Origin of the sequence: Natronorubrum halalkaliphilum, from assembly GCF_009834785.1 — an archaeon.
GTDB classification, from domain to species: domain Archaea; phylum Halobacteriota; class Halobacteria; order Halobacteriales; family Natrialbaceae; genus Natronorubrum; species Natronorubrum halalkaliphilum.
On record NZ_WUYX01000036.1, the window covers coordinates 1 to 18,251 of the forward strand.

An 18,251-nucleotide genomic window follows, 5' to 3' on the forward strand; every position below is an offset into this window, starting at 1 on the left:
CAACGTCTTGCAGGGTTGTGGTTGTGCTGGACACACTTTCCACACCCTGCTGCTTCGTACGTGACGCTTTCTATGACACGCTCAACGTGACATTCTCTGGGACTTGTACGTGACTCGTAGCAATCTCCGGAGCGGTCGAACAAGGAGCCGATAATACATCGCGAAAATATCAATAGGATGGGAGTTAATCTGCAAAGACTGATGATCGGTAGTATGCGTAGCAAGGCGAAAACCCGGACCTTCCAAACCCATATATAACACATATTCTACATTGCCTCACCGTGATCAGATCGAGTGAGCGGATGGTACCTCGCATTCAGTGTGGAACAAACGAGGTTGTCGTCCTGCAATCCTCCGAGCGGGTTACGTTGTTTCTGGCGATAGCCGTAGAACTCGTTCGACGAGTGCTGTATACAGAGTCAAGGCAGCAGGCCTGCCGGCGAAATCACGGATACATGGGATTGGCTGGAACAGCTGTCCCCGGGCATTTATTTTGGGGTCGGAGTACTCCTACTCAACCGCATGGTGCACTCGTGGCTTCTCTCTAACGCCTACATCGAAGACGTGGGTGATCTGGCGATACTCGTCTCTCTCCCGTCGCTGGTGGTAATCTCATTACTGTGGGTGCTTGGGTTCTCTACGCTTGCAACCGTGGTATCGATCTTCGTGTTTATCGGCGTCCTCCCGATTTTGCTGCTGTTCGGCGATTCGATCCTGGCGCGATCCCGCGACGAAGAGCAGGCTCACGATCCGCTGGAGAATCTCAACAATCTATACGCTGAAGGCGAACTCACGCGGGAAGAACTGGAGCGCGAGGTTGAACGTGAGCTATCGGACACTCCTAACGACCACGAAACGGACTCATCGCCTGAAAAAGAACGAATCTCAGAGTCTGAGCGATCGTAATCAGCTTGTGGCAGATTCAGTCGTTTGCCGAGAGGTCGAAGGAGGGAGGGCTGTATCTCACACGCCGTTTGCGACACTTGATGAGTAGTCGGAGTCGTGTAGGATACATAACGCGTCTCTCGCATAGTCGTGGCAACCGAATCGGGACGTAACTCGTAGTCAGTTTGTGGGGAGACTAGTGCTACTACGTTATTACCTTTCGTGACCATTATACCAGCAGTCAGACGCCGGAATTCGCGTTCTCGACGGCAACAGCTGAGAAAGCGGGTTCCCGTACGGACTGACGTTGGAGTGTTACCAGTATGACAACGTTTAAGTACGAAGTAGAGATCCAAGTGCCTGTCGAATACAGCTTCGAGTGGGGACTGGACCCGGAAAACTGGCAGCGGTCGATGCCCGGGATAACTAACGTGGAGGTCCTCGGAGAGACCGATGAAGGGACGCGCCACCGCACGACGTTCAAGATGTTCGGCCAGTCGTCCACGGACGAATCCACCTTCATCGTGGTGGAGCCGAACGAGCACGCCTACTCACGCATTGAGGGTCCGGATATGTTCGGAGAGATGCACTACCGCTTCTCCGAAACACCCGAGGGGAGTCTGGTCCATTTCGAGGCCGAATTCGACGACCCGGAATCGCTGGTCGAACGTACCCTCCAGCCGGTCTTTAACCGGTATTTAGATCGACAGTTCCGCAATCACCTCCAGACGATGAAGGACCTAGTCGAGGCCGAACACGCCGAGACTGAAGCTGTAATGAGTCGCTGATCGTCATCGAGCAAATTCAGTAGTGCGTGGCCTTCGGTTCGTGGCCCCGCACCAATGAACTCCAATCTCTGTATTTGGCAAGCGACTTTTGGCACACTTCGGATAGGTCGCTAGTCGTTCGGTAACTGCTTGACCGACACCCAATCCAATTTTCACGCCTAACTATGAATAATAAATCCGTGTTGCCGATCACTGATGGAATAGTGTCACCCTCGCGTCCGAGTTCGCGTACTACCGATGATTGCCACCATCTCCCCGGGCGCTCGGTTTACTCGCTCATCCCGCACACGGTATCTATTCGCACTTCACCGCCCGCTCGAGGCCGATCAACGAGCGCTACCGTGTGGTTCGCCCGGTTCAATGCGTTCGGGTCCAGTATGGTCAGTCGAGAGCGGTGATCAGTCGGCGTGGTCCGACGGTGCTCCCGATCCGTCTGCGGACTCCTCGAGAAACCCGATATTCGGCGCGAAATGGCCGGTTTCGCGGTACACGCCGCCGAGAAGGATCGCGCCGGCGATCAGGGGGAGGAGTGCACAGACGATGTAGATCGGCCAGAAGCCGAACTGTTCGATCAGCGGCAGGGAGACGATCGGTCCGAGGCCGCCGCCGATATCTCCGAGGACGTTGTTCGTTCCGACGGCACGGCCCATCCGGGCATCGGGCGTGAGATCGGCGAGCAACGCCATCAACGGTCCGCTCGTGCCGCCCTGTCCGGCACCGATCAGGAGGCAGGCCGCCGCGAGCGTGGCCACCGAATCGGCCATCGCGAGGAGGACGAACCCGACGAACGACGCGCCGAGGAAACACAGTAACGTCGGAATCCGCGACTCCGTGCGGTCGCTGACGTAGCCGCCGAGGAACATGAAGACGCCCGCGGCGACGACCGTCACCGCCATGAAAATCCCCGACGATGCCTGGGCGTCGAATCCGAAGACGCCGAGGTCGTTGTGGTCGAGAAACAGGACGAGCGTCGCGAACAGCGCGCCGATGTAAGCGAACAACACCGCGAAGTTCACTAGCCCGACCGTCACCGACGGAATGCTCGTGTCGACGTCCCAGACAGAGACCGACTGGTGTTCGTCGCCCTCGACGTGTGTCTCCGGGATCGTCGCGTACGCGATCGCACTCGCGATGACGGCGAACAGTGTGGCGACGACGAACGCCGGAACCGTCCCCCAGAGTTCGCTGATCAGTCCCCCGATGACGATACCGGTTGGAAACCCGAACAGGACGCCGCCCCGAATGAGGCCCATATTCGCGCCTCGAGAGCCCCCGTCGCTGACGTCGGCTGCGATCGTATACGCCGTCGCGAAGACCGCCGCGCTTCCGATCCCCCAGACGATCCGTGAGCCGAGGAACCAGGCTTCGGGGACGTCCGGAAGGAACCATAGCTCGGGGCGGGAAGAGATCATCGCGATAACGTAACCGAAGGTCGCGGCTCCCTGGATTACCATTCCGGCGACGAAGGGCTTGCGCGTCCCGATCCGGTCGACGAGGACGCCCGCGGGTGCGTTCGCGAACAGTCGCGAAAACCGGTTCGCGCTGAGAATGATGCCGACGAGAAACGGGGAGATTCCGAGCACGACGCCCAGATTCGGCAGAATCGGAAAGATCACGCCGCCGCCGAAGCCGACGAAGAACGTGCTGAGGATCACCGCACCGACGACGGTTCGGCTTCGTTTCACACCGCTCACGCCATCTCGCCACCAGCGACGGATGCCCGTACTCGACTCCGGACGTTCACGGCTCGCGCTCGAGAGAACGACAGAGACAGCGGATCGGTACGGCTTCCATCGGCCCGACTCGAGGCGCGACAGCTCGCTTGAGAATCTACATCCATTTAACTAACCGGTTAGTCAGTTCAGGTCAAAAACGTTCGGGTTGACGATAGCCCGCATCGGTCCAGGACGAGGATCGTCAAAAGGAGCGGAAGGAACCGACAGAGCCAGTCTAACTCTGTACCACGGGAAGTCAGTGTACACCTGGAAGTGAATCCGCACTCAGCGCGGGCCGTGCTGGGCATTCGCGTGTGACCGGTGTGTGAACCGTTTTCAGTTGGGGTGAACGGGCGAGAGCCGTTCACCGAAGATGGGTGCGAATACTTCCACAGTGTCAGCAATCACAAACGATGTAAGTCTATGCCCTCCCGAAACTATTTTTGTTAAGCAGAGGAGTAATGATGCCGTACATCATCATGTCGAGTACGAACCGGTGTCCGAAGGACGTGACCACGGCACTCGTCCGATCGGACGGAGGATTCACCACGCACCTATGAGCGAAACCTATTACGAGCGACTCGTCGACGAAGACGCGCTGGTCGCCTACCTCGAGGAGCACCTCGGCGGCGTCGACGAATACGAAATCAAGCGTCATCAGGAAGGGCATTCGAACGAAACGCTGTTCGTCACCTGGGGAGGCCGGGAACTGGTCATCCGGCGGCCGCCGCCGGGCGAAACCGCCGACACCGCCCACGACGTGCTTCGGGAGCACCACGTAACGTCGGCGCTGGCCGATACCGACGTGCCCGTCCCCGAGACGGTCATCGGCTGTGACGACCACGACGTCATCGGGAGCGACTTCTACGTGATGGAGCAACTCGAGGGCGACGTGCTCCGGGAAGACGAGCCGGAGCGATTCTCCGCTCCCGACCACCGCGAGCGGATCGGCGAGGAACTCGTCGATACCCTGGCGAAGATTCACGCCGTCGACTACGAAGCGGTCGGGTTAGGCGAGTTCGGCCGGCCCGAGGGCTACACGCAGCGGCAGGTCGACCGCTGGGGCAAACAGCTGTCGTGGGCGTTCGAGGTCACCGAAGACGAACGCGAGGTGCCCGTTCTTCACGAGGTGGGCGACTGGCTCCGAGACAACGTCCCTGAAGCGCACCCCCACACGCTCGTACACGGCGACTACAAGCTCGATAACGTTATGTTCGCGCCGGGAACGCCGCCCGAACTGATCGCCGTCTTCGACTGGGAGATGGCCACCCTCGGCGACCCGCGGGCCGACCTCGGCTGGATGCTCTCCTACTGGCGCGATGCGAAAGACCCCGAGCCGTCCATTCCCGAACTCACGACTCAGTTCATGGAACGGGAAGGCTACTCCTCTCGGACCGAACTCGTCGAGCGGTGGGAGACACACACCGGCTTCGAGTTCGAACACGAGCGGTTCTACCGCACGCTCGCCGTGTACAAACTGGCCGGCCTCGGCGAGATGTTCTACCGGCGCTACCTCGAGGGCAACAGCGACAACCCGCTGTATCCGAAGATGGAGGACCGCGTGCCCGCGCTGGCAGCGCGCGCGAAACGGATTATCGAGGGCGACGAGCCGCTGTAGGTCCCGAAGCGGATGCTGTTTCGCTTCGATCCCTGCTCTTTCCACTAGCGTATTAGACCTGCTATCGCGGTTCGAATCGGGGGACAGCCTCAGCCGGTCGTCTCGAGACCGATACCGACGGTCAATTCATCATCTGATTGCGGTGCCGTATCGAGAAACTCGACGGTCGTCCGCGCAGCACTCGGTATCGTTTTTTCGATGGAATTGACGACATCGCCTTCCCGCTGATAGACCACAGTGCAGTGTCCGCGTTCGTCTCCGCGGTTCTCGACCGTGGCGCGAACCGTATACTCTTCCCCCGGATCGATTTCGTCCGGACCCTCGACCCGAACAACGCGGAACTCGGGTGGGTTGCGTTCGGTTATCGAGATCGTGTGTTCCGTTAGGTCGTCGATCTCCGACCGTCGAAAGCGAGCTGCGATCCCGTCGATCGCCTGGTCCACGACCGTCGTATAGTCGTTCGATGCGTCGATTTCGTCCAAAACGACGGTAAACCAGTTCCCGTAACTCGACTGGTTCAGGAATCCGATCGAGAATGTCAACACGCCGAGTAGCATGACGAGTCTGAGCGCGTCGAAGTGCAATCGTTCGACCGTACCGGGGGGTAAGCCGGACAAATCGCTCAGCGCGAGATACCAGACGAATTCCGTCGGCGCATCAAACTCTTGGAAAAGAAACCACATCGCCGATCCGAGAAAAACGCCGCCCGCACCGAAGGTCGCGTAAATCCCGTTTTGATTGATGTGATAGGCGTACTCAGTGAGCGCTTCGTTTTCGAGTGCCGCCGCACAGCCGTACGCCGTGTTGCCGAGAGAAAAGAGGTGAAAGCCGATCGAAGCCATAATCGCTGCAACGACGAACCCGGCTCTGTAAAACTGGTCCTGGATAACGTACGTCAGCCCGACGACCAGGCAGAGCAACGCGAGTACGAACAGTAGCGATGGAACCCAGTAGAGATTGCTCCGCTCTCTTCCGTGTTCTCCGGTCATGTCTGGATATTGGAACACCGGTACTTCAATCTCGTGAGCGAGACGACAGATCGGAAACGGATAACGACACGTACGCCGAACGAATCCGGGAGTATTCCCAAACCCGTTTCGAGACCTGGCGATGGAACGACGGCTCCGGCCTCGGTCCACTCGAGCACGAAGCCGAAACGAAAGAGTGCTTTGGCGACGTAACCGGATCCCTCTATTACCGACGTTCGTCACGCACTGGGATCGGTGTACGAGCTGTACAACTATCGACAACGGGCTTAACATTGCTAATTGCGTTCGGTGGTATTAAGACGATTCCCAGCAATCACACGATCATGTCACTGGACAGCATCGACCGCGTTGCGGTTCTGGGCGCGGGGAACATGGGACACGGGATCACCGAAGTAACCGCGATGGGCGGCTACGATGTCACGATGCGCGACATCAAAGACGAGTTCGTCGAAGACGGCTACGAATCGATCGAGTGGAGCCTCGAGAAACTCGAGGAGAAGGAGCTGATCGACGAGTCCGCCGAGGAGGTCCTCGATCGGATCGACATCACGACGGACCTCGAGGAGGCCGTCGAAGACGCCGACCTCGTCATCGAGGCGGCCCCCGAGAACCTCGACCTGAAACACGACATCTTCAGCGACCTCGAAGAGTACTGCGACGAGGAGACGCTGCTCGCGACGAACACCTCGAGTCTCCCGATCTCGGACATCGCGGAAGCCGTCGACACGTCCGATCGCGTGCTGGGGCTTCACTTTTTTAACCCGCCGGTCAAGATGGACCTCGTCGAGGTTATCTACGGCGAAGATACCAGCGACGAGGCGGCGGAAGCCGGCTACGAGTGGGTCGAGTCGATCGGCAAGACGCCGATTTACGTCCGCAAGGATGTCCGCGGCTTCGTCGTCAACACCATCGTCGGTCCCTTCGGCGGCGAACCCGCGTTCATGGTCTCGGAGGGCGAGGCCACCATCCGGGAGGCCGACGCGACGATGGCCCACGAGCGGGGCTACCCGATGGGCCCGTTCGAACTCGCAGATCTGACCGGCATCGACGTCGGCTACCACGTTCGAAAGGAGGGCGGCAGCCCGATCCCGCCGATCATCGAAGAGAAAGTCGAGGCCGAGGAACTCGGCCAGAAGACCGGCAAGGGCTACTACGACTACGAGGACGGCGACGGCGCCGACTACCAGCCCGACGACGCGGGCGACTTCGACTGGCTGCGCGTCGAGGCTCGCATGGCAAACCGCGCCGCGTTCCTCGTCGGCGAGGGGGTCGCCAAACCCGAGGAGGTCGACACCGGCGTCCAGCTCGGGCTGGGCTTCCCCGAGGGGATCTGCCGACGCGCCGACAAGATCGGCCTCGACACAATCCTCGAGAAACTCGGGACCCTCTACGAGGAGACCGGCTCCGACCGCTTCGAACCCCACCCGTACCTCGAGGAACTCGTCGCGGAGGGTAAGACCGGCGAGGACGCCGGCGAGGGGTTCTACGAGTACGACGGCGACGACGGCGGCCTCGACTCCTATCACGACCTGAACGCCGAACTCGAGGACGGCGTATTACGGGTCGAACTCGACCGCCCCTCGCGCATGAACGCCCTCTCCGGGGATCTCCTGGAGGAGATCGACGACCTGTTCTCGTCGGTCGACACGGACGACGTCCGGTGTGCGACGATCGAGGGCGCGGGCGACCGCGCGTTCAGCGCCGGCGCGGACATCTCCGGCTTCAGCGGCGTCGAGCCGACCGACCTGATGGATATCACGCCCGCCTTCGAAACGGTCAACGACTTCCCGCGGCCGGTCCTCGCGAAAATCGACGGCTACTGCCTCGGTGCCGGCCTCGAACTCGCGCTGGCCTGCGATCTGCGGATCGCCACGGAGCGCTCGGAGTTCGGCGCTCCCGAGATCAATCTCGGCCTGATTCCCGGCGGCGGCGGCACCCAGCGACTCCTCCGCGTTCTCGGCGAGACTCGCGCGAAGGAACTGGTCTTCCGCGGCGAACACATCGACGCCGACCGCGCCGAAGATTGGGGCCTGATCAACCGATCCGTCGATCGCGACGAGTTCGAGGACACCGTCGGCGAGTTCGTCAACGACCTTCGCAACGGCCCGCCGATCGGCCTCAAGATCGCCAAGAAGGTGATGAACGAGGGCGAAGACGCGAGCCTCGAGGCCGCCCTGACCATGGAAAGCCAGGGCTTCGGACTCCTGACGAGCACGGACGACGTGCTCGAGGGAACCATGGCCTTCGCCGAGGACCGCGACCCCGAGTTCGAAGGGGAGTAACCCGATTCCCGGTCTCGACCGCCCTCGCGATCAATTTTCCGCAGACCAAGGGCAGCGGCGGTCCGCTGCGCTATCGAACACGTTTTGACAACTCGTTGAGATCGATGGCGTATATCATCGCAATCGCCGTTCGACGCCGACGGCCCGTGGAAGTTCTACGACGACGCCGGCGCCGACGAGTGGGACCGTCTCGAGGCGAGCATCGACGGTCGACTCGAGTTTGAGGTGACCATCTGTCGATACACACACTCGCCGTCGGAACCGCGTGATCTGCCCGCCTCGACTTACACCTCTTCCTCGCGGAGATCGTTGTAGATCTGGGGATCCGTCTGGAACTTGAGGACGTTGTGGACCGCCGAGTTCCGAATGTTCGCGATGACGTTGCCGTAGTCCTTGTAGCAGTCGTGGATCCACTTCGAAATCTCCTGTCGGTCGCGAAACATCATGACGGTCTTCCACTGGTACTCGCCGTCCGAGAGGAAGAAAAACAGGGTGTGTTTGTCCTCCTGGATGTACTCCATGGCGTCCCGCCAGCCCTCGGCGAAGTGTTCGGTGTTGAACTTGAACTCGAACAGTGCGAAGGTGTAGTACTCCTCGTTGGGGATGATCGCCTCCCGGAAGACGCCCTCGTTGCGCATCCGTCGGATCGACTCGCTGACGGTGACGTGTGACACGTCGATATCGTAGTCTGACTTGAGCACGCTCGTCAGCTCCCGTGAGGAGAGTTGTGGATCGTCCGAGAGTTCACAGAGGATGGCGATATCGCGGTCTTTGAAGTCCCAGTTTGGTGATTTGTCGTCAGTCATGCTATCGTGTACATTTGTAATTCAGTGGTTTGAACTCGTTCACTCCAGGAATCCCCTTGAGCGGTCGCCGTAGTCGGCCGGTGGATCGTCGAGAACCCAGTAGACGGCTGACAGCGAGCGGATTCGCAATTTGGACCATCGCCGATTTCTCGCTCGGTAACCCGAGACGACTGCTGTTCCGCCTGGATCATACCCCGGATTGGATTTCCATTGTAAAGTCAGTTTGGGAAGGATGTTTCGAGTCCGAAGTCAGACGACCACCGTTCTCGCTCCGCTGCAGAACTATAACTCTACTGTTCCTTTTCATATTTCCTAGCATAACATACACTTCTCTAACTTCGGTTTCCAAACTGACCACCCGTTCGATAGCGTAGCTACACTTTCGTTCGAGAAAAACGTCTGCGTCAATCACTGTCGAAGAAAAACTGAATCTGTATATAATGCGACCGGGCATCCAACTATATTCGATCCGAAAGTTCGCTTGACTCTATCAAGCGAGTCAATTGCACTGATCGACCCGTAGCAGCGCCGGTCGATTCGAGGGATATAATGGTGTATCTCCAGAAACCATCATATATGTGTCTATGTACGATATATGCCATGAGTGCGGAAGGACGCCGGCGATACCGATAGCTCTCCGGAACCGTGACTGCACCGAGCGGTTACGTCGGTTCCGTCTCGTCTCGTCTCGTCCTACTCCTTGCGTTTGATGAGGAACTTCATGTCGCCCTCGAGGACGACCGTATCGTCCTGATTCGTCATTACGGTATCGAGGACGACGATACCCGCATCGTCGTGATCGACGTCTTTCGTCTCGGTGACTTCCATCTCGAGTGAGAGCGTGTCCCCGATGTAGACGGGGTTCGGCAGATCCATGTAGTTCATACCGAGGAAGGCGTAGGCCGTCCGCTCGACGATTCCGGTCCGGTAGACGAAGCCGGTCGCCTGAACGAACGTCATCGGGCCGTGGGCGATTCGGCCGTCGAACGGACCGTCTTCCGCGTACTCCTTGTTCGTGTGTAACTCCGTCCAGTCGCCGGTCAACGCGGAGTGCATGACGAAATCGGATTCGGTGACGGTCCGACCGACGCTCTCGAACTCCTGTCCCTCTTCGAAGTCCTCGAAGTGGTGTGGCTCGTAGCTATATGCCATACGTGGACATCCCAATCGCGGTACAAATAGTTTACTTCGGCGGCGGGAATCGGAGAGTCGGCGTGGGATTGATATCGGGCCCTCCCGACCCTGCCGGAGAGAGGGCCAACGCCGTGGTCCGTCACGAATAGTCTTCCCAAGCCGATATACCGAGTGGAATCACGTCGTGTGTTGGTCCGAAACAAATCCCTTCGACGACTCGGAGCAGACCGACCGGCACGTCGTGGCAGACCGATGCGATAGGCGGACTCGACGCGGAAGTCGGCGAGTCGGTCGGGCGACGAAACTACCGGTGGTCGTAGACGCGCTTTACCTTCCCGACTTCCGTGCGCTCGATCTCGTCCGGATCGACGATATCCAGTTCGTCCGGCGTGAACGAAAGCACGTTCGAGAGCCGAGTTCGGATCCGTTTTCGAAGATCTTCGATATCGCCGTCGAACTCGGGTTCGCGCTCGAGTGTCAACTCGAGTCGGTCGAGGTTATCTTCGCGATAGAGGTCGATCCGGTAGTAGGGGGCGACGGCGTCGAACTCGAGGACGACGTCTTCGATCTCGCTGGGGTAGAGGTTGACGCCGCGGACGATCAGCAGGTCGTCGGCGCGGCCGGTGACGTTGTCCATTCGGACCATCGTACGGCCGCACTCACATTCGTCGGAGGTCAGCGTCGTGAGGTCGCCGGTCCGGTATCGGAGCACCGGTAGGGCTTCCTTCGAGAGCGTCGTCAACACGAGTTCGCCCTCCTCGCCCTCGTCGACCGGTTCGCCGGTGTTCGGGTCGATCACTTCGGGGTAGAAGTGATCCTCCCAGATGTGGAGTCCGTCCTGGGCCTCGTGGCACTCGTTGGAGACGCCGGGACCGATGATCTCCGACAGCCCGTAGATGTCGATTCCGGTGACGTCGAGTCGATCCTCGATCTCCTCGCGCATCGGATCGGTACAGGGCTCGGCACCGAAGATCACCGTCGAGACCGGCAGGTCTTTGATGTCGATTCCCATCTCCTGGGCGGTCTCCGCGAGATAGAGCGAGTACGACGGCGTACAGGTCAGGACGTCGCTCTCGAGGTCCTGTAGCAGTTCTACCTGGCGCTGGGTCTGTCCGCCGCCGATAGGGATGACCGTCGCGCCGAGTTCTTCGATCCCGTAGTGGAGTCCGAGACCGCCGGTGAACAGGCCGTAGCCGTATCCGTTCTGGACCGTATCTCCGGGTTCGACGCCGGACGCGGCGAGACACCGTGCGACGACCTCGCTCCATACCTCCAGATCACTCTCGGTGTAGGAGACAATCTTGGGTTTCCCGGTCGTCCCCGACGAGGCGTGGATTCGGCGAATTTCGTCGTCATCGACGGCGAACAAGCCGTCAGGATATTCGGCGCGGAAATCCTCTTTCGTGGTAAACGGGAGCGTTCCGATGTCGTCAACCGTCTGTATATCCTCGGGTGCAATGCCCGCAGCGTCGAGTTCTTCCCGGTAGTAGTCGACGTTTTCGTACGCGTGAGACACCGTTTCGCGGAGCCGTTCGTTCTGTAACTCTCGAATCTCCGACCGAGGCGCTGTCTCTATCTGCTTATAACTCATCCTCACTCAACAATCCGGAGTGCCTCGATAAAAATCATGGGGTATGAACACGTGGTACTGACTGACGTAACGATTGATAGAAGACGAGCTGTTTGCGGCCCGCGAGACCGAACCGAAACCGACCCGCGTCGACGGTCCGCTCGCGTTCCGCAGTCACCGGCGAAGGTCCAGCCGGTACGTCTCCGCCCGGGTTACGTCGACCGCTCCGCGGGTGGCAACTGAACCGTTTCGACGATCGGTTCGTCGAACGGGAGTCGCATCCGAAGATCGTCCCCGCTTCGCTCGACCGTTTCGAACCCCATTCGATGATAGACGTGAACAGCGCGTTCGTTCGCCGCGTCGACGTCCAATACGAGCGCCTCGTGGCCCGCGTCGGCGGCCTGTGCGATAACATGCCGACAGAGTTCGCTGCCGATCCCGCGGTCGTGGAACGCCGGATCGACGAAGACGACGAACTGCGGTTCCACGCTCGAGCACGGCGAGTACGCCGCGTGGCCGATAACTCGCCCGCCGTGAACGGCGACGATATTGAACCCGCGATCGAGCAATCGCTCGAGCCAGTTACCGATCCGCTCGCGGGTGACCGGCGGAATCCCCATCGAGCGGTGACGCTCGGGGTAGTCGACGTACATCGAAACGAGGCCGTCGAATCGCGAAGGCGAGTACGGTTCGACGAGAACTGCCTCGCCTCGCTTATCGATGAACCGGGGACAACGGGGCGGGCAGCCAGTGGTTCCCGTACAGTTCGCCGGGTCCCACGCGGAGCAGGTATCGGTTGTCATGGGTAGTCACACTCGAACGTTAGCGCCGAAGATGCATCACGATAAACACGTTCATTTACGGCATTTATATACTAGGCGGAACGGAACGCGCCCGCTCGAACACCACCTGACGAGGCAGTGTTCGATACCCTCGTTTCCACCGATCGGATGCCCAAAAACGCCGATTCGATGCTCACTCCTCAGGGCTGACGGTGACGACCGGCCTGTCAGTTCCAAGGATGACCGACTGAGTCACGCTCCCGAAAACGACCTTTCCCGTCGGCGTTCGCTTGCGCCCGGAAAGACAGACCATGTCGGCGTCTATGTCATCGGCCGCCTTGATTAACTCCGGTGCAGGGTCACCGCTCGCTTCGTAGTACTCGTAGTCGATTCCACGCTCGTCGAACGCCGCGGCGGCGTGGCGAACGCCGTCGACCTCCGGGATTGATCGGCCCTCAGGATTCTCCTGAAACACGTGCGCGAGGACGGCCGTTATCTCGTCGGTTGGCCCCGGAAGCGATTCGATCATCGACGCCTGTGCCATCGCTCGATCCGCGTCGGTATCGACACCGACCAGTATCTGATACATAGTCCGACAATTGAGACCACCTACCATAACATTCCGGTTCGGTTCCCACGCGATGGGTTGGTCCGGCAGGAATACCTTGTTTGTCTGCGGGAGCGCCCCGCGTCTCTCTCCACGAACCAGGGGCTACGATTGATCGCATTTCCGTATATTCCGGAGAACCACTTATAAAACCGCCATAAAACGGGGTCGATTTTTATAGTCGGCTGTAATCTACTGAGCGTATGACTCGAGGTGGCAAACCACAGGGGAGAAGACGTGATGTTCTTAAAGCAATTACCGCTGGTAGTGTGGCTGGAATTACCGGATTAGCCGGTTGTGTCGGCGATCCGGACGAGATGGAAAACGGGGATGACGATGATTTCGATACGGTACAGTTCGGAGTTCTCGAACCGTTCACGGGAGAGTTCAGCGACCTCGCCGAAGAACGACACCAGGGGACCGAACTCGCCATCGAGCAGATCAACGAAAGCGACGAGTACGACTTCGAGATCGAGTACGACGACTACGACACCCAACTCGATCCGGCGACGGCGACCCAGCGGGCCGAGCAGGCGGTCCAATCCGACGGGGCGCAGTTTATCACCGGCTGTATCTCGAGTTCGGCCGCGCTCGCGATCAACGACTTCGCACTCGAAAACGAAGTGGTCTATACGCCGGGGGCGGCGGACACCTCGATTACGGGCGCAAACTGCAACGAGTACGTGTTCCGATTCGAGACGAGCACGGCACAGATCGCGGAGGTCATGGCCCAGTGGACCGCCGACGAACTCGGCGATCAGATCGTCTACCACATCGCGGACTACGCCTACGGGGAATCGGTGCTGAACGAGGTCGAAACGCGGATGGAGTCGATCAGCGACGATTACGAACAGGTCGGTGTCACGCGCTCCGATCCGGGATCGACGGACTTCGAGGCGTTCATCAGCCAGATCGCGGATGTTAGCGACGAGGCCGACGCCCTCGTCGTCGGAATGACGGGAGCGGACCTCGCGATCTTCCTTTCGCAGGCGGGTGCGCGCGGATTACAGGACGAGATACCGATCGTGACAACGACCGGTTCGTTCCGGGCCGTGCGGGCTGGGGCCGGAGACGGGGCCTACAACACCTACAGCGGCGTCCGATACATCCCCGACATCGATACCGGCGACAATCAGGAGTTCGTCGAGGCGTACGAAGCCGAGTACGGCGACTTGCCGGACAACTTCTCGCGCGTCGGCTACGAATCGATTCGGATGGTCGCAAACGGGATCCGCGAAGCCGGCTCTCGGAACCCCTCGACGGTCGCCGAGACGCTCTCGGGGATGGAACACGATACGATCTTCGGGCCAAACGAGTTTCGTGAGTGCGACCAGCAGGCGATGAATCCGGTCTGGATGGGCGAGTGCGTCGAACCGGACTCCGGTGAACTCGCCGACGTCGAACTCCTTGAGGAACTGACCGGCGAAGAAGCCGCGCCCGACTGTGAGGATACGGGCTGTGAGCTGTAATACGGATATCGATTATCTGCCCCGATAACCAATGATTACAGGATTCTTACAACCGCTCGTCGACGGGTTGACGATCGGCGTGGTCTACGTGCTGTTGGCCGCCGGTCTCTCCGTTATTTTCGGCGTCATGCACGTTATCAATTTCGCTCACGGCGAACTGTTCGCGCTGGGAGCGTACTTTGCACTGGCGCTGGTCGTTCCGTTCGGTGGAACGGCGTTTTTCGCCGCCCTGTTCATCGCGCCGCTGCTCGTCGGTATCATCGGCGTCGCGATCGAACGATACACGGTGAGGCCGTTGTACGGACGAAACCCGCTGTATCACATCCTGCTCACGTTCGGACTGGTGTTGGTGATCAACGACCTGATCTACCTCGTCTGGCAGCCGGGCAACGTCAACCTCCCGGTGCCAGAGATCCTCACCGGAACGATCAACGTGCTCGGGATCAACGCCAGCGTGTACAACATGTTCATCATCGTCTTCGGCGGCGTGATGGCGTTTGCCGTCTGGGCGATGCTCGAGTACACGAAGTACGGACTGATCATTCGTGCCGGCTCGCAGGACCGGCAGATGGTCCGTAACCTCGGCATCGATATCGATCGGTATTATTCGCTCGTCTTCGGTATGGGTGCCGCACTCGCCGCCGTCGCCGGGATCATTCTCGGCGGCTACCAGACGGTCAGCCCCGAAATGGGGATGTCGGTCATCATCCCTGCGTTCGTCATCGTCGTGCTCGGCGGCCTCGGCAGTTTCAAAGGTGCCGTCGTCGGCGGTCTCCTCGTCGGCGTGATACAGACGGTGTTGCGAACGTACGCTCCGATTTTCGAGGGAATGGTGATCTTTCTGCTGATGATCGCCGTTCTCCTCCTCCGGCCGCGCGGCCTGTTCGGCGTCGAAACCGAAGAGGAAGGCGGTGAGCTACTGACCGGGTCGGGTGGATTCCTCGAGCCACAGACGCGAAAGCAACTGGCGATCGGCATGATCGCGCTGCTGGCACTGGTTCCCCTCGGCGTGGGGACGCTGTACTCGGCGTACGCCGTCACACTGATGATCGAAATCATCATCTGGGGCCTGTTTGCACTCAGTCTGGACTTCGTGATGGGGTATACGGGACTGGTGTCACTCGGCCACGCACTGTTCTACGGCCTCGGAGCGTACGCCGTCGCGATCACGCTGTTACATGTGAGCCAGTCCGCGTTCATCGCGATCGGTCTCGCCATCGTCATCTCCGCCGCCATCGCGTGGTTCGTCGGCTTCCTCTCGATCCGGGTCGGCGGCGTCTACTTCGCGATGATCACGCTCGCGTTCGCGGAGTTGTTCTACAACATGCTGTACCGTCTCGATATCACCGGCGGCTCCGAGGGGCTGTTCGGCATCTCGACGTACTACGGGATCGCCGGAATGGGTCCCACTCTCGGCGACATCGGGTTCTACGTCGGTCCGGTTGCACTGACCGGCCAGTCGCTGTTCTACTACATCGCGCTGGGTGCGCTGATCGCCTCGTTCCTGATCACCCGGCGGATGCTCAACTCTCCCTTCGGCTCTGTGCTCAAGTCGATTCGGGAGAACGAACAGCGCTCTACGTTCATCGGCTACGAGACGACCATCTACAAGCGACGAGCATTCGTGATCAGCGGTGCGCTGGCCGGCCTGGCCGGCGGCCTCTTCACCCTCAATGCGGGGTATGCGACGCCGTCGTTCGCCTACTGGCTCCACTCGGGTGAGGTGATCGTGATGGTCATCCTCGGCGGCATGGGAACGTTGTACGGACCGATCATCGGTGCGGGCGTGTTCTTCGGCCTCGAGGAGATCCTCACCGGGTTTACGGCCCGCTGGCGACTGGTTCTCGGGACGATCTTCGTCCTGTTCGTGATCTTCCTCCCGCGCGGGCTGGTCTCGCTGCCGGCCCAACTCGCCCCGTACGTGTCGGGCGGTTCCGGACCCGGTCCGGAGCCGGAACCAGCACCGGACGAACCGAGCGTCAGAGGTGACGACTAATGGCTATGGAAACGACTGAAACGAATCAACGATCCGCCGGAGACACGATTCTCGAGACGGAAGACCTGGTCAAGAAATTTGGACAGTTCACGGCGACGGACCGGATCAACCTGACGGTCGAACGCGGCGAGTTCCGGAGTATTATCGGTCCGAACGGTGCCGGAAAGACGACGCTGTTCAACCTCATCACCGGCGCGCTCCCCGCCACCGACGGCGCAGTGTACTTCGACGGCGAGGACATTACGTCCCTCTCGCCGTCGGAGCGCGTTCGCCGCGGCATCGGGCGCTCGTTCCAGATCTCGAATATCTTCGGCGGACTCACCGTCCGCGAGAACGTCAGGCTGGCGTCCCAATCGCTTGATCGCGACCAGTACAACTTCCTCCAATCGCTGTTCAAACCGACCGGTCGGTACGACAGCATGAACGAGCGAACCGATCGCATCCTCGATCGGATCGGGCTCAGGGACGTCGCTGACGAAACGGCGGATGCACTCCCCTACGGCGATAAGCGACGCCTCGAGATCGGCGTGGTTCTCGCGACCGAACCCGATCTCGTGTTGTTCGACGAGCCGACGGCGGGCATGAGCGTCGAGGAAACCCAGGAGACGATCGATCTGATCGAAGAGGTGCTGGTCGATCAGACGCTGTTGCTCATCGAACACGACATCGAACTCGTTATGGAACTCTCAGATCACATCACCGTGTTGAATCGTGGAGAAATTCTTGCAGAGGGGACGCCCAACGAAATCGCCGCCAATTCGGACGTTCAGGACGCCTATCTCGGAGGGATGATGGAATGAGTGCCGAACCCCTGCTCTCCGTTCACGAGGTGACGTCGGGGTACGGCGAGACGCAAGTGCTTCGCGATCTGTCCCTGACGGTCGACGGGGGAGAGATCGTTTCGCTCGTCGGTCGCAACGGCGCCGGCAAGACGACGACGCTCCGGTCGATCATGGGTATTCTCACCCCGACAAGCGGGCGCATCACCTATCGCGGCGAGGATATCTCGGCGCTCGATGCCACGGAAACGGCCAAGAAAGGACTCGCCCTCGTCCCGGAGGAGCGCCAGATCTTTCCGGAGCTGACGGTTCGGGAAAACCTCGAACTCGCCGACTACGGCGGCTCGCCGGACGTCGACTCGCTTTCGGTCGGCGAAGCGCTCGAGATGTTCGAGAACCTACAAGCGCGGGCGAGCAACGCTGGTTCGTCGCTATCGGGCGGCGAACAGCAGATGCTCGCGATCGGTCGCGCGCTCGTCGGCGGCGCAGATCTCATTCTGCTCGACGAACCGACGGAAGGACTCGCCCCCTACATCGTCCAGGATGTGATGGACATTATCACGGAGCTTAACGAACGGGGGATCACCGTCTTGCTGGTCGAGCAGAACGTCCACGTCTGCCTCGACCTCGCGGACCGAAACTACGTCATCAACCAGGGCGAGGTCGTCTACGAGGGGACGTCGGAATCGCTTCGTGCCGACGAGGAGGTCCTCGACAAGTATCTCGGCGTCACGGCGTAAGCGGTTGCGTCACGGTTCGGTCGCTTTTTTCACAGTCGCTTCTCGTCACCGACGCTTTCGAGCTGAAAATCGTCCACTCATACGGATTGCT

The 18,251-nt window shown here is 60.0% G+C and carries 15 protein-coding genes; 8 read left to right on the forward strand and 7 right to left on the reverse strand.

Annotated features, from left to right (window positions below):
• The first annotated feature begins 522 nt into the window (after positions 1 to 522).
• Positions 523 to 906 carry a hypothetical protein gene (locus GS429_RS11635; RefSeq protein ID WP_160065528.1) on the forward strand — a complete coding sequence of 128 codons (384 nt, stop codon included), beginning with the start codon at positions 523 to 525 and terminating at the stop codon, positions 904 to 906.
• Positions 907 to 1,208: 302 nt separating this feature from the next.
• The gene (locus tag GS429_RS11640) at positions 1,209 to 1,673 is read left to right on the forward strand and encodes an SRPBCC family protein (RefSeq protein ID WP_160065529.1); all 465 of its coding nucleotides are present in this window, start codon (positions 1,209 to 1,211) and stop codon (positions 1,671 to 1,673) included.
• A gap of 398 nt (positions 1,674 to 2,071) precedes the next feature.
• Here the strand turns inward: GS429_RS11640 and GS429_RS11645 are convergent, their stop codons facing one another.
• Positions 2,072 to 3,367, reverse strand: coding sequence for an MFS transporter (locus GS429_RS11645; protein ID WP_328821363.1), 1,296 nt, complete (start codon positions 3,365 to 3,367; stop codon positions 2,072 to 2,074).
• A gap of 577 nt (positions 3,368 to 3,944) precedes the next feature.
• Here GS429_RS11645 and GS429_RS11650 point away from each other — a divergent pair.
• Positions 3,945 to 5,006 (forward strand): phosphotransferase family protein, encoded by a 1,062-nt coding sequence (locus tag GS429_RS11650; protein ID WP_160065530.1) that lies wholly within the window; start codon positions 3,945 to 3,947, stop codon positions 5,004 to 5,006.
• An 89-nt stretch (positions 5,007 to 5,095) separates the two neighbouring features.
• Here GS429_RS11650 and GS429_RS11655 read toward each other — a convergent pair whose 3' ends face one another.
• Positions 5,096 to 5,995: a hypothetical protein gene (locus GS429_RS11655; RefSeq protein WP_160065531.1), complete on the reverse strand. Its 900-nt coding sequence runs from the start codon at positions 5,993 to 5,995 to the stop codon at positions 5,096 to 5,098.
• A 323-nt stretch (positions 5,996 to 6,318) separates the two neighbouring features.
• On the opposite strand from GS429_RS11655, the gene GS429_RS11660 reads away from it, so the two are divergent.
• Complete coding sequence (locus GS429_RS11660; RefSeq protein WP_160065532.1) at positions 6,319 to 8,277, forward strand: 3-hydroxyacyl-CoA dehydrogenase/enoyl-CoA hydratase family protein; 1,959 nt, start codon at positions 6,319 to 6,321, stop codon at positions 8,275 to 8,277.
• Positions 8,278 to 8,561: 284 nt separating this feature from the next.
• On the opposite strand, the gene GS429_RS11665 is transcribed toward GS429_RS11660, so the two are convergent.
• From GS429_RS11665 to GS429_RS11685, 5 genes are all read right to left on the reverse strand, one after another.
• The gene (locus GS429_RS11665) at positions 8,562 to 9,083 is read right to left on the reverse strand and encodes an Lrp/AsnC family transcriptional regulator (RefSeq protein ID WP_160065533.1); all 522 of its coding nucleotides are present in this window, start codon (positions 9,081 to 9,083) and stop codon (positions 8,562 to 8,564) included.
• Positions 9,084 to 9,776: 693 nt separating this feature from the next.
• Positions 9,777 to 10,235: a MaoC family dehydratase gene (locus GS429_RS11670; RefSeq protein ID WP_160065534.1), complete on the reverse strand. Its 459-nt coding sequence runs from the start codon at positions 10,233 to 10,235 to the stop codon at positions 9,777 to 9,779.
• A gap of 286 nt (positions 10,236 to 10,521) precedes the next feature.
• Positions 10,522 to 11,808 carry a phenylacetate--CoA ligase PaaK gene (gene paaK / locus GS429_RS11675; RefSeq protein WP_160065535.1) on the reverse strand — a complete coding sequence of 429 codons (1,287 nt, stop codon included), beginning with the start codon at positions 11,806 to 11,808 and terminating at the stop codon, positions 10,522 to 10,524.
• Between the two features lie 191 nt (positions 11,809 to 11,999).
• Positions 12,000 to 12,590, reverse strand: a complete 591-nt coding sequence (locus tag GS429_RS11680; protein WP_160065536.1) for a GNAT family N-acetyltransferase — start codon at positions 12,588 to 12,590, stop codon at positions 12,000 to 12,002.
• A 172-nt stretch (positions 12,591 to 12,762) separates the two neighbouring features.
• On the reverse strand, positions 12,763 to 13,158 hold the full coding sequence (locus GS429_RS11685; RefSeq protein ID WP_160065537.1) for a universal stress protein: 396 nt from the start codon (positions 13,156 to 13,158) through the stop codon (positions 12,763 to 12,765).
• Between the two features lie 221 nt (positions 13,159 to 13,379).
• Between GS429_RS11685 and GS429_RS11690 the strand changes: the two genes are divergently transcribed.
• From GS429_RS11690 to GS429_RS11705, 4 genes are read left to right on the forward strand one after another with little or no spacing between them, the layout of a single operon-like run.
• Entirely contained in the window at positions 13,380 to 14,645 is a 1,266-nt protein-coding gene (locus GS429_RS11690) for an ABC transporter substrate-binding protein (protein ID WP_201294006.1), read from the forward strand.
• A 31-nt stretch (positions 14,646 to 14,676) separates the two neighbouring features.
• Positions 14,677 to 16,641 carry an ABC transporter permease gene (locus GS429_RS11695; RefSeq protein WP_160065538.1) on the forward strand — a complete coding sequence of 655 codons (1,965 nt, stop codon included), beginning with the start codon at positions 14,677 to 14,679 and terminating at the stop codon, positions 16,639 to 16,641.
• Positions 16,641 to 17,441 (forward strand): ABC transporter ATP-binding protein, encoded by an 801-nt coding sequence (locus tag GS429_RS11700; RefSeq protein WP_160065539.1) that lies wholly within the window; start codon positions 16,641 to 16,643, stop codon positions 17,439 to 17,441. Before GS429_RS11695 ends, GS429_RS11700 begins: the two co-directional genes overlap by 1 nt.
• On the forward strand, positions 17,438 to 18,160 hold the full coding sequence (locus tag GS429_RS11705; RefSeq protein ID WP_160065540.1) for an ABC transporter ATP-binding protein: 723 nt from the start codon (positions 17,438 to 17,440) through the stop codon (positions 18,158 to 18,160). Before GS429_RS11700 ends, GS429_RS11705 begins: the two co-directional genes overlap by 4 nt.
• The last annotated feature ends 91 nt before the right edge of the window (positions 18,161 to 18,251 follow it).

Coding starts and splice junctions, on each gene's coding strand:
- GS429_RS11650 (WP_160065530.1), top strand. CDS start 3,945: ATGAGCGAAACCTATTACGAGCGACTCGTCGACGAAGACGCGCTGGTC.
- GS429_RS11670 (WP_160065534.1), bottom strand. CDS start 10,235: ATGGCATATAGCTACGAGCCACACCACTTCGAGGACTTCGAAGAGGGA.
- GS429_RS11690 (WP_201294006.1), top strand. CDS start 13,380: ATGACTCGAGGTGGCAAACCACAGGGGAGAAGACGTGATGTTCTTAAA.
- GS429_RS11655 (WP_160065531.1), bottom strand. CDS start 5,995: ATGACCGGAGAACACGGAAGAGAGCGGAGCAATCTCTACTGGGTTCCA.
- GS429_RS11695 (WP_160065538.1), top strand. CDS start 14,677: ATGATTACAGGATTCTTACAACCGCTCGTCGACGGGTTGACGATCGGC.
- GS429_RS11700 (WP_160065539.1), top strand. CDS start 16,641: ATGGCTATGGAAACGACTGAAACGAATCAACGATCCGCCGGAGACACG.
- GS429_RS11665 (WP_160065533.1), bottom strand. CDS start 9,083: ATGACTGACGACAAATCACCAAACTGGGACTTCAAAGACCGCGATATC.
- GS429_RS11685 (WP_160065537.1), bottom strand. CDS start 13,158: ATGTATCAGATACTGGTCGGTGTCGATACCGACGCGGATCGAGCGATG.
- GS429_RS11635 (WP_160065528.1), top strand. CDS start 523: ATGGTGCACTCGTGGCTTCTCTCTAACGCCTACATCGAAGACGTGGGT.
- GS429_RS11680 (WP_160065536.1), bottom strand. CDS start 12,590: ATGACAACCGATACCTGCTCCGCGTGGGACCCGGCGAACTGTACGGGA.
- GS429_RS11660 (WP_160065532.1), top strand. CDS start 6,319: ATGTCACTGGACAGCATCGACCGCGTTGCGGTTCTGGGCGCGGGGAAC.
- paaK (WP_160065535.1), bottom strand. CDS start 11,808: ATGAGTTATAAGCAGATAGAGACAGCGCCTCGGTCGGAGATTCGAGAG.
- GS429_RS11705 (WP_160065540.1), top strand. CDS start 17,438: ATGAGTGCCGAACCCCTGCTCTCCGTTCACGAGGTGACGTCGGGGTAC.
- GS429_RS11640 (WP_160065529.1), top strand. CDS start 1,209: ATGACAACGTTTAAGTACGAAGTAGAGATCCAAGTGCCTGTCGAATAC.